Annotated in this window: 9 protein-coding genes; all 9 read right to left on the bottom strand. The window is 60.9% G+C overall.

From position 1 onward, the window contains the following. Positions 1-14: 14 nt before the first annotated feature. A complete protein-coding gene (locus AC1DHT_RS15805) occupies positions 15-1,655 on the bottom strand; it encodes a BatD family protein (RefSeq protein ID WP_427537485.1) in 1,641 nt (546 codons plus the stop codon). Continuing rightward, positions 1,652-3,403, bottom strand: a complete 1,752-nt coding sequence (locus AC1DHT_RS15800; protein WP_427537482.1) for a VWA domain-containing protein — start codon at positions 3,401-3,403, stop codon at positions 1,652-1,654. Before AC1DHT_RS15800 ends, AC1DHT_RS15805 begins: the two co-directional genes overlap by 4 nt. Then, complete coding sequence (locus tag AC1DHT_RS15795) at positions 3,400-4,476, bottom strand: vWA domain-containing protein (protein ID WP_427537479.1); 1,077 nt, start codon at positions 4,474-4,476, stop codon at positions 3,400-3,402. Before AC1DHT_RS15795 ends, AC1DHT_RS15800 begins: the two co-directional genes overlap by 4 nt. Next, positions 4,469-4,963 (bottom strand): DUF4381 domain-containing protein, encoded by a 495-nt coding sequence (locus AC1DHT_RS15790; protein WP_054597167.1) that lies wholly within the window; start codon positions 4,961-4,963, stop codon positions 4,469-4,471. Before AC1DHT_RS15790 ends, AC1DHT_RS15795 begins: the two co-directional genes overlap by 8 nt. After that, entirely contained in the window at positions 4,960-5,904 is a 945-nt protein-coding gene (locus AC1DHT_RS15785; protein ID WP_427531499.1) for a DUF58 domain-containing protein, read from the bottom strand. The genes AC1DHT_RS15790 and AC1DHT_RS15785 overlap by 4 nt, the downstream gene beginning before the upstream one ends. A gap of 5 nt (positions 5,905-5,909) precedes the next feature. Beyond that, positions 5,910-6,869 (bottom strand): AAA family ATPase, encoded by a 960-nt coding sequence (locus tag AC1DHT_RS15780; RefSeq protein WP_019690591.1) that lies wholly within the window; start codon positions 6,867-6,869, stop codon positions 5,910-5,912. A 280-nt stretch (positions 6,870-7,149) separates the two neighbouring features. Beyond that, complete coding sequence (locus AC1DHT_RS15775) at positions 7,150-8,214, bottom strand: autotransporter domain-containing protein (RefSeq protein ID WP_427537476.1); 1,065 nt, start codon at positions 8,212-8,214, stop codon at positions 7,150-7,152. A gap of 335 nt (positions 8,215-8,549) precedes the next feature. Next, positions 8,550-9,308, bottom strand: coding sequence for a PIG-L deacetylase family protein (locus tag AC1DHT_RS15770; protein WP_427537473.1), 759 nt, complete (start codon positions 9,306-9,308; stop codon positions 8,550-8,552). Between the two features lie 231 nt (positions 9,309-9,539). Next, a complete protein-coding gene (gene glgX / locus AC1DHT_RS15765; RefSeq protein ID WP_427537470.1) occupies positions 9,540-11,699 on the bottom strand; it encodes a glycogen debranching protein GlgX in 2,160 nt (719 codons plus the stop codon). Positions 11,700-11,778 lie beyond the last annotated feature (79 nt).

Genomic DNA, 11,778 nt, shown 5'->3' with positions numbered 1-11,778 from the left:
ACCACCATCATCTTTTACTTCGGATACAGCGGCGGCAAACCACTGTCACCGACCGGATCATGAACCCGTTCGGCAATCGGGATGGCGCGGATCGCGCGCCAGAGTTCTTCGCCTTGCCAGTAATGCCCGGTTTCGCTGTAGAGCGCGCCGTTCAAGCCGTCGAGTGCGTCGGACAGCGGTACGAAGCGTGCAGCCATGTCGGCCAGGGTTTCCGGCTGTTGGCGGGCCCAGGCGTCGAGCGCCTGGCGGGTGGCTTGAGGGTCGTTGGCCTGGCAGGCTCGCTTGAGGTCGTCGAGTAGCGTGCGCGGGCTCGGGCCCGTTTGCGCGGCGCGCAGAATCGCCGGCTGCCAACGCGCACGCCACCACAGGCCGAAGCCAAGCAAGGTGGTGCAGGCGAGGATCAAGGTGCTGAGCTTCCAGTACCAGAGTGCTTCATTGCCGAGCACTACGGTAGCCGGCACGTTGCCCGCTGGAGCGTCGACCATCAGGCTCGGGTTGTTTACGGCGTTCAGGGTGCGAGCGGGCAGGCTGCTGCGCTCCAGATGATCTTGAAGGGTGTTCCACCAGACCACTTCCACGGGCGGCAATTCGATCTGCCCGATGCGAGTGGGCACCAGTGCTTCACGGTCTTCGCGGATGCCGATCAACCCCCGGTCACTGGGTTGATTGCTCAATTGTGGCTGATCGGGATAACGCCGCAATCCGCTGGTTTCAGTGGCGGGCAGGGGCGGCAGTTGCGAGCTGGCCAGGCCTTCGGCTTTCAGGGTCAGGCTGCGGGTCATGGAGTCGCCCACTTGAACGTGATCAGGCGCAGGGTTCCAGCTTTCACTGAGACTCAGGCTACGCGCGGGTAGCCAAGGGGCGTCGGCGGGATACTCGATCGGTTTGGGCTTGACGGTCAGGTTGAGCCCGGTGGAACTCACGCGAATCAGTTTGCCCGCTTTTGGCCCTTGCGGGGCCGGCTCCTGAGCGGGTTGCGTTTCCGCCAGGGTGGCGCTGAACATCTGTGCGGGAATCGTCAGCAGGCCACTGTGTTGCGGGTAAATTGCGTACCGCCGTTCGATCACACCGTGGCGCAGGTCATTGATGACTTTTTCGTAAGTGCGCGACTCACCGAGTTGTTCGACGCGCGCATCGGGGATTTGCAGCGGGGTCAGGCTGCTGTCGTCATACAGCGACACCGAATGATAGATGCGCAAGGTCAGAATCGCCTGGGCCTGCACGTACACGGTGTCCTGATCGAGGCTGGTCTCGATGAACACGGGCGCCAGTTTGTCTGCGCTGTCCTGCTTTTCGCTTTCGACTACCTGCAAGTTGATCGGCTGGCTTTTGGACTCGCCGAGCGGCAGCGGAGGGATCACCAGCGTGCCGTTGTGCCGGGGCAGGAGGGTGATGATCCAGCGGGTGGTGGCGTGGCTGTCGTCGCCCAGGGTGGTGAGCTGGTTGACCTGGCGGGTGCCGCGAACCTCGAACAGCGGGTCGAGTGCGCTCAGGTCAGGTTTGCCGAACTGCGTGACATCACTGGATTCGAGGGTCAGTTCGACCGTCTCGCCGGAATTCACGCGGCTGCGATCGATGCTGGCAACCAGCCCCGCAGCCTGGGCACCCACGGTCCAGAGCGAAAGGCTGAGCAATAGAACGGTGAAGCGGGTCATCGAGTTTTTCCCTGATCCTGATGTTGTTGCTGTTCGTACCAGAATTTACGTCTAAGCAATTCGCCCGGCTCATCCGGGATTTTACGCAGCCATTGCTCCAGGGCCTGCCGGTGCTCGTCGTCGAAGTTGGCGTCGGCAGTGCGGATCGGCGGTGTGCTGCGTTGTTCGTCGCCCAGCTCACTGCCCGGCACGTCATTATTGCCCGGTTGTGGCGGGCTGTCCGTCTGGTTTTCGCTATTGGTGTCGTTGCGCGATTGCGCGGTTTGCGTGTCGGTTTTTTGCTCGTCAGCGGTCGAGGTTTGTGTCGACGCACCCGGTGGTGGGGGTTGCTGGGTTTGCGGGTGCTCTTCGCCGTCGGTTTTATCGGGCTCATTGGGTGGGGTGGGGGCTTTTTGTTTGATCAACGCTTCTACCAGCGCTTTGTTGGTCTGCGCCGGACGTAAATCAGGTTGCAGCTCAAGGGCCTGTTCATAGGCATCGACGGCAGCTTCCAGTTCACCGCTTTTAGCCAGGGCGTTGCCGCGATTGTAGTGTGCGCGGGCGTCGTTGCCTTCGGCGAAACGCTCGGCGGCAGCGGCATACTCACCGGCCTCATACAGCGCTACGCCTTGCCATTGCCGGTCCTGAAAACGCTGCGCGGCCTCCGCGGGCTGGTGTTGCTTGAGCAAGTGCAGGCCCTGTTGGTCCGGGCGCAGCCAAAGATCGTTGAACTCGAAGGCGTAACTCGGTTGCGGCAGCATGAACAGCAATGGCAGGCAGAACAACCAGCCTCGGCGTCCTGCGCAGGCCGTCAGCAGCAACAGCGGCAGTAACAGCCAATAGCCCTGATCGGCCCAGGTATCGAGGCGCAGGGTCTGGCCATCGTTACGCACGCTATGCGGGCTATCGAGCAGCCCGAGACCACGCAGGTCGCTGTCGTCCAGTTGCGCTTGCCGGTAACGCCCATCCATTTCGCTGGCAAAGGCTTTCAGGCTCGGCCCGTCGAGACGCGGTACGAGGATCGCGCCTTGTGCATCCTTGAGGAAACTGCCGTGTTCGTCAGCGATCGGTGCGCCTTGCGGGGTGCCGATGCCGAGCATCAACCATTGCGGTGCCTGACCGCGCAGGGCCTGACGAATACCCTGGCGCTCCTGTTCGCTGAGGGATGAGCCAATCAGCAGAATCCGGCCCTGGCCGAGGGCGCCGCGGTTGAGTAATGTCAGCGCCTTGGTCACGGCCAGATCGGCGCGATGACCGGGCTCGGGCATGATCGACGGTTTCAGCGCTTCCAGCAGGTTGCTGCTGGTGGCCAGGTCGTCCGAGAGCGGCACCAGCGTATGCGCGCTGCCGGCATAGACGACGATGGCGGTTTGCGCGTTACTGCGCACCTGCAACAGGTCGAGCAGCTTGCGCCGGGCCTGTTCAAGACGGGTGGACGGCACGTCGGTGGCGAGCATTTCCGGGGTCAGTTCAAGCAGAACCACCAAGGGGTCGGCAGGTTTCTGCGCGGATTGTTCAACCCGTTCCCAACTCGGTCCCAATAACGCCAATACCGCCAGAACCCAGGCCAGGCCCAGGGCAACCCACGGCAACTTGCTTTCACGTCCGTTGCCACCGCTGAGCAGGACGGCATGGAAGGCCGGCGGCAGGATCATCTGCCAGCGACCCGCGCGTTTTTTCCGGTGCCAGAGTTGCCACAGCAACCAGCCCAATAGCGGCAGCAACAGCAGCCACCAGGGGCGGAACCAATACGGCCAGAGCGCAATCATCGGCGCCTCCGCAGACGCAGGCGTTTAAGCCGCTGGCGCCAGTCAGGGTGCTGTTGCAGAAAATTCGAGCGGGTGAAAAAACGTTGCAACGGGTTGTCTGGCCAGCGTTCGCGGATCACCAGCAACAGACTCATCAGCAACGCGGCGGCCAGCGGCCAACTGTACAGCGCTTGCGCCGGGCGAGCCTGGGTCGGTTGTTGAGTCACAGGTTCCAGTTGATCGAGGGTCTTCTTGATCTCCAGCAATTCCTTGCCATCACGCGCACGGAAGTAGCGCCCACCGGTAGCCTCGGCGATGGCTTTCAAGGCGGGTTCATCAAGGTCCATGGTCGGGTTTCCTGCCAGAAAAGCCAGGGGGCCGGCTTGCTCAGGATCGGCGCCAATGCCGATCGGGTAGATTTTCACGCCTTCTTCGGCGGCCAGTCTTGCCGCGGTCAGCGGATCGATTTCACCGCCATTGTTGGCGCCGTCGGTGACCAGAATCAGCACGCGGCTTTGTGCCGGGCGTTGGCGCAAGCGCTTCAAGGCCAGGCCGATGGCGTCGCCAATGGCGGTGTTCTTGCCGGCAATGCCGATCCGCGCTTCGTCAAGCCAGATACGCACGGTGCGCCGGTCGAACGTCAGCGGTGCTTGCAGATACGCCTGGCTGCCGAACAGGATCAGGCCGACGCGATCGCCATCGCGCCCTTCAAGGAAGTCACCGAGCAAGTGTTTGACCAGTGTCAGGCGGCTGACGTCTTCGTCTTGCCACTCCATGTCGGGGAAATCCATGGAGCCGGAAACATCGACGGCCACCAGCAAGTCGCGCCCACTGGCGGCAATCGGCAGCGGTTCGCCGAGCCATTGCGGGCGTGCGGCGGCGATCAACAGCAGCAGCCAGAGCAGGATGAACGGTGCTTGCTGGCGCCAGGTCGGCAGGTTGGCACGCGCACGACGCCGGGCCAGGCCTTCAAGGTCGGACAGAAAGCTGACCTTGAGCGCCGGTTCGCCGCTGTCAGCGACCGGCAGCACAACCCGCATCAGCCACGGCAGTGGCAGCAGGGCGAAGATCCATGGCCAGGCGAACTCAAACATGCTTGCGAATCCAGGTGTCGACGGCTTGTGTCAGGCCGGCGATGGCCTTGTCGTCGAGTTTGCATTCCGGTTTGTAAGCGCCTTCAACCAGAATCATCCAGCGTGTCAGGCCGGCGGCCGGGCACCGGTTGTCGAGAAACGCCAGCCATTTACGACCGTTCAGGGTGTGGCTCTGGCTGTAGGGGTAATGGTTGCGGCACAGACGCTTGAGCAGCCCGTTGAGTTGCTGCAACCAGGCACCGGCGGGCGCACCGTCATAGGGTTTGGGCATCTGCGCCAGTTCCGCCAACGCCGCCAGACGCACCGGGTCCAACGGCTGTTCGGCGCGCACGATAGAGCGCTTGACGGGAATAAAGCGACGCAGTTGCCACAGGCCAAAGCCGATCAGTGGCAGCAGCACCAATAGCAGCCACCAGCCCGGTGCCGGCGGCCAGAACTCGATGGGCGGCGGAGTCATCAGGGGTTGCAGTTGATCGAGGCTGTTCATTGGCTTTTGCCCGGACGTTTCGGGTTCAGGTACTCACGCAATTGTTCGACCATTTCGCTTTGAGTGCTCAGCGGCATTAACAGCACGCGCAGTTTCTGCGCCAGCAATTCCCAGTGGGCGATACGGGCTTCAGCCTGGGCGCGATAACTTTGGCGCAGGTCGACGTTCAGCGTATCGAGTTCAAGTTGCGCCCCTCGCTCGGCGAAACGCAGTAAACCGGCAGCGGGCAGGGCGTGGTCCAGAGGGTCGGAGACCGGCAGCAACAGCAAGTCACAGTGGCGCGACAGCAGGCTCAGTTGCTGCTCGGCGCCTTCGGACAAGGCGCGCTCGTCGCAGATCACGATCACCAGGCTCCCGGGGCGCAGTACTTCGCGAGCGCGGCGCAAGGCCATGCCCAGGCTGTCGCGATCCGGCTCGCTTTCGGTCGTGAGGGACTGGTTGACACGTACCATGCGGTTGAGCAGTTGCAGCAGGCTTTGCTTGCTGCGCCGGGGTTTGATTTCGTAGTGCTCGTTGTCACCGTACACCAGCCCGCCAACGCGGTCGTTGTGTCCCAGTGCAGCCCATCCGATCAGGCTCGCGGCTTGTGCGGCCAACACCGATTTGAACATCAGCCCCGAGCCGAAGAACAAGCGGCGACTTTGCTCGACCATGATGAAAATCGGCCGTTCGCGCTCTTCGTGAAACAGCTTGGTGTGCGGTTCCTGGGTGCGTGCGGTGACGCGCCAGTCGATGGTTCGCACATCATCGCCGGCCTGATAGACCCGCACCTGATCGAAGTCCACGCCACGCCCGCGCAGTTTGGAGTGGTGCAGGCCAATCAGCGGGCTGCGCTGGCTCGGCGTGGAAAACAACTGCACTTCGCGCACGCGATGGCGCATCTCGATCAGCTCGGAGAGGCTGACACGGATACCCGGTTCGGGCGCAAGCGGCTTGGTCATCGGGGTCAAGCGACGGCAACGACGTCGAGAATCCGCTGGACCACGCGGTCCTGGTCAATGCCAGCGGCTTCGGCTTCGAAGGAAAGAATGATGCGATGGCGCAACACGTCGAACAGCACCGCTTGAATGTCTTCGGGGCTGACGAAGTCGCGACCGGCCAGCCAGGCGTGAGCACGGGCGCAGCGGTCGAGGGCGATGGAGCCACGCGGGCTGGCGCCATAGGCAATCCACTCGGACATTTCCGGGTCGAACTTGCCCGGCGTACGGGTCGCCATGACCAGCTGCACCAGGTATTCCTCCACGGCGTCGGCCATGTACAAACCAAGGATCTCCTTGCGTGCAGCAAATATCGCCTGCTGGCTGATCCGCCGCTCGGGCTTGGTTTCGCCATGCAGCGCTTCACCGCGGGCCTGTTGCAGGATGCGCCGCTCGACGGCCGCGTCCGGGAAACCGATTTTGACGTGCATCAGGAAACGGTCGAGCTGGGCTTCAGGCAGTGGGTAGGTGCCTTCCTGCTCGATCGGGTTTTGGGTCGCCATGACCAGAAACAGCGGCGACAGCTCATACGTGCTGCGGCCCACGCTGACCTGCCGCTCGCCCATGGCTTCGAGCAAGGCCGACTGGACCTTGGCCGGTGCCCGGTTGATTTCGTCGGCCAGTACCAGGTTATGGAAGATCGGTCCCTGCTGGAACACGAAACTGCCGGTTTCCGGGCGGTAGATTTCGGTACCGGTGATGTCGGCAGGCAGCAGGTCGGGGGTGAACTGGATGCGATGGAATTGTGCTTCGATACCTTCGGCAAGCTCTTTGATGGCCTTGGTCTTGGCCAGGCCAGGGGCGCCTTCGACCAGCATGTGGCCGTCAGCGAGCAGAGCGATGAGCAACCGCTCGATGAGTTTTTCCTGGCCGAGAATCTGCGTTGAAAGAAAGGTTCGCAGCGCAAGCAGCGCTTCACGATGTTCCATCGATGACTGTTCCTGGAGAGGGTGAGCAAAGGCGTTCGAATAACGCCAGGGCTGGGGGCGTTACTTTAATCCATCGCAGGGGGTGGAGACTAACGGCGATCAGGGATTTTTTGGGTTTTGTGGGCTGGTTTGGGGGATATTCAGGTTTTTTGCCGTGCAGAGCCTGAATCAGCGCTGTTTTGCGCGCGACCGGTGGGCGCACGGCTTGCCGGCGATGGCGATCTTACGGCTGCCATCGCTGGCAAGCCGTGCGCCTACGGTTCGCAAATCTCCCTGACAGTCACCAACGCATCCGCACCCCGAGGCTGCCGATCAATCCATACAAGTCGTTGTTGACGGTCGCGCTGTTGTAATCGCCGCTGACATACAGGCTGACAGTGGGTGTGACTCTAGCCACCAGGCCCAGTCCCAATTCGATCGAGGACGCGTTCCGGCTGCTGCTGAGCTTGTCGACCTGACCGAGGGTCACAGTGTCGGAGGTATTGACCGTATGCCAGAAATTGGTACGAACATAGGGTTCGATCGGCAGGCCCTTGATGGCGTAACTGCCTTTCAAGCTTGCACCGACCCTGCCGCTCCAGGACGTCAGGTCGGTGGATGAGGCATTGGCGCTACCGGCATACGGGGTGGCCAGGCTAATACGCTGGTTGATCAGTTCCGCCTGGGGTTCGATTATCCAGTTTTCGCTGATGCCGATGGGGAACCCGCCTTGCACCGAAAGGGTCATGGCGGTGCCTTCAGCGGCTTGGCGCTGGCCCTGGTCATTGAGGCTGTAGCCATTGACCCGACCACCGCTGGCGGTCAAATCCACGTGCCAGCCGTTTGCGCCGGTCAGGCTCCAATAGGCGCCAAGATTGGGGCCTTGCACGTTGAGGGTGTTGTTCGGGTCGACAATGGCAGAGCTGGCCAACAGGCCATTGCCATTGCCCTGAAACTGGTTTGTACCGCCCATCAGGCCAACGCGCTGAGTGCTGCCGCCGCTGCTTTGCAGGGTAATCAACGCCGGGGCCTTGAGCTCGGAACCGCTCATGCCGGAAAACGGTGAGCTGAGGACGTCGCGCTCTGCGCTCCTGGCAGGCTGGCCATAAACCCGATCCCAGGCAGAAGGAGCGGCTTGCTCGACTGTCAGCAACTGATTATCAAGGCCGGGATTGCGGATATAGCGGATGCTGTTACCCCTATCAGGCGTCGGGAGGTTGAGCGCCGGGACATCTTGCTGATACCAGGGTATCGCCTCGTCCTCGGCAGAGGACGCCTGAATCTCCATGGATGTGCACAGCAACAACGAAGTGGAAACGGTGTACAGAGTGATTTTGATCTCGTGTTGGATGAAGGAGGTGTTCATGGAGGGCTACCTTGCAATCGCATGCCATATTTCTAATTGGCGTCTCTCCTACCCCGAATGAGGGGCGACCGATTTCATTGAGGCAAACCCCTCCGCCCCGCTTCAGCGGGTTTTCAAGGCGTGCCCCAGGAGGTATTTCCGGGGGTAGTAACGTTTAGCTAAGAAGACCGTTGGCGTTGCGTCAAGAAATTGAACGATGAGTGGTATGTCTAATTTAGGCTCTGCAACTGACTGATATTTAGTAATTATCTAAGTTGTTGTTTATTGGGGGCGACGGGTGCATTGGCCTGTAAATCAGCATTTTGAACAGCGCCAACGCATCACCTCTTTCGCGGTCATACAAAAATGATTTCATAGGGTTGACGCATTCGCGCCAGGATCGCCCTGGGCAGCATCGGCGCGATGCCGATCTCCGGTTCACCGTTCAGCTGGCTGGCGTACGCATGGGTGGCATGGCATTTACGTGCGACGGTCCAGGTGTCGAGGCGAACCTTGCGGGCACGGTGCCAGGGAATCAGCCCATGATCGCGTGCGGGCCAGTGCCAGGCCCAGACCGGCACTTCATTGAAACTCGCGCCCACCATAAGGGCGGCTTTTGCGGTGGCTCGACCTACCGTGTCATGGTCGATGATGCCGTCCTCGCTCCAGGTACTGAACACTACATCTCCCGCTCGCAGGTAGCGTGCGATGAATTGTGTCAATTGGAGTTCACGCTCGGCCAGCCCGTTGTCGGTGAAACCGCCGCGAATCCATTTCAGGCTATGCATGGGCAAACCGAGGCGACGCAGGGCTTCGACGCTTTCCTGTGGGCGGAACACACTCAGGCGCTTCTCCGACCAGAGGTTCGAGCCTGGATGACTGGCGCTGCCATCGGTGATCGAGATCAATTGCAGGGGGTGGCCAAGGGTGGCGAATAGCTGCAGCAGGCCACCGCAGGTCACGACTTCATCACCCGGATGCGGGGCGATCACCACCGCGCGAGCGCCTGCTGGGATAAGGGTGGATGTGCTGATGACGGGAATATTGTCCAGTTGACGGGCAGTGTTCCAGATCTGCACAGGCAAACTACTGTCGACGAGGGTGCTGGATTTCATGGCGATACGTCCTTGTTCTGGTGTGCCGTCACACGTATTACGGCAGGCTGAACACTCCGGCGCAGACCCCTTGCGGCCGGATGATCACAGGGCACAGCGCTCCAAACCCTGGATTGCTGCGAGCAGAGTATTGCTCATAGATCACCATTCGTCGCCTCGTCACCGCCCTGAGGAGCGTTTTTTTATGAAGTGGCTTGCTAAAGCGCTGCCGATGAGGCTGGCAGTTGCGTATCAGTCTTGCTCCTCATGCTGCAACTCGAACAGCAGCAATGAGCGTCCGGTTACCGAATACTGATGATTGAAGTCGAACCGCTCCTGGCCCTGAATCGAGGGTTGGTTGGTGTCAATCATGCAGGTCCAGAATCCGCCGTCAGGCACTTCCGGTAGCAGGAAATTGACAATGTCGTGATGAGCGTTAACCACCAGCAGCAAGGTGGCGTCGGCGCCTTTGCGACGGATTCCGGTTTCCTGGGCGCGTCCATCGAGCAGCATGCCCAGGCATCGCCCGTGGCTATCCTGCCATTGTTCGGTGGACATTTCGCTGCCGTCGGGTGCCAGCCAGGTGACGTCCTTGACGCCAATATCCTCGTTGTAATTGCCCACCAGAAAGCGTCCGCGCCGCAGAATCGGATAGGCCAGGCGCAGCTTGATCAGGCGTTTGACGAATTTGAGCAAGGCCTTGCCGTCTTCGCTCAGGTCCCAGTTGACCCAGCCAATTTCGCTGTCCTGACAGTAGGCGTTGTTGTTGCCGTGCTGGGTTCGGGCAAATTCGTCACCGGCCACCAGCATCGGTGTGCCTTGGGCCAGCAGCAGGGTGGCGAAGAAGTTACGCAGTTGCCGCTGGCGCAGCGCATTGATCTCGGGATCGTCGGTGGGGCCCTCAACGCCGTGATTCCAGGACAGGTTGTGATTACTACCGTCCTGGTTTTCTTCGTCGTTGGCTTCGTTGTGTTTTTCGTTGTAGGAGACCAGGTCATTCAAGGTGAAGCCGTCATGGGCGGTGACGAAGTTCATCGAGGCGTAGGGACGGCGGCCGCGTTGATTGAACATCTCCCCCGATGCCGTCATGCGCGCGGCGAAGTCGGCGAGCTGGCCGTCATCACCTTTCCAGAAGGCGCGTACGGTGTCGCGGAAGCGGTCGTTCCACTCGACCCAGCCTGGCGGAAAATGGCCGACCTGATAGCCACCAGGGCCAATGTCCCAAGGCTCGGCGATCAGTTTTACCTGACGCAGGATCGGGTCCTGGCGGCAGGCAACGAGGAAGCTGTGACGCTCGTCGAAACCGTCGTGGTAACGCCCGAGGATGGTCGCCAGGTCGAAGCGGAACCCGTCGACATGCATTTCGGTGGCCCAGTAACGCAGCGAATCGGTGACCATTTGCAATACACAGGGGTGGCTCAGGTCCAGGGTGTTGCCGGTACCGGAGTCGTTGATGTAGAAGCGTTTGTCATCGGGTTTCAGTCGATAGTAGGAAACATTGTCGATGCCGCGCATCGACAGGGTCGGGCCTTGTTCGTTGCCCTCGGCGGTGTGGTTGTAGACCACGTCCAGAATCACTTCAAGATTGGCTTCGTGCAGGTGCGCGACCATTTCCTTGAATTCGGCGATCTTGCCGCTGGCCAGGTAGCGCGGATCGGGGGCGAAGAACGCGATGCTGTTGTAGCCCCAGTAATTGGTCATGCCCTTGTGCAGCAGGTGCTGGTCATTAACGAAGGCGTGTATCGGCATCAGCTCCACCGACGACACGCCCAGTTTGCGGATGTGCTCCAACAGGTCATCGACCATCAACCCGGCGAAGGTCCCGCGCAGCGCTTGCGGGACGGACGGGTGACACATGCTGATGCCGCGTACGTGAGCTTCATAAATGATCGTTCGATCCCACGGCACATTGACCCGATGGTCATGGCCCCAAGTGTGCGCCGGGTCGATGACCTTGCACTTGGGCACGAAGGGCGCACTGTCGCGTTCATCGAAACTGAGGTCGGCGTCGGGGTGGCCGATGGTGTAGCCGAACAAGGCTTCGGACCACTTCAATTTCCCCACCAACTGTTTGGCGTAGGGGTCGATCAGCAATTTATGGTGGTTGAAGCGGTGACCGTTTTGCGGGTCGTAAGGCCCATAAACCCGGTAGCCATAGATCTGCCCCGGATGAGCGTCCGGCAAATAGCCGTGAAAGATTTCGTCGGTGTATTCCGGCAGTTCGATACGTTCGAGCTCGACTTCACCGGCGTCGTCGAACAAACACAGTTCGACCTTGGTGGCGTTAGCCGAAAATATCGCGAAGTTGACCCCCAGACCATCCCAGGTCGCACCGAGCGGGAAGGGCAAGCCTTCACGGATTCGCGAGGCCTCGACGTGAGGTGCTGGCGCGGTTTTTTTTGGCGTGGTCATCATTGCTCCTGCAATTGGGCTTGGGTGTCGGCGCCGGCATTGCTGGTTTCTCAACGCCGAGCCAACCCCGAAGTGGCGA

It is taken from the genome of Pseudomonas sp. 05N432 (assembly GCF_056396945.1).
Note: the sequence above shows the minus strand (reverse complement) of the source record. Positions and strands in the feature narration are given on the sequence as shown.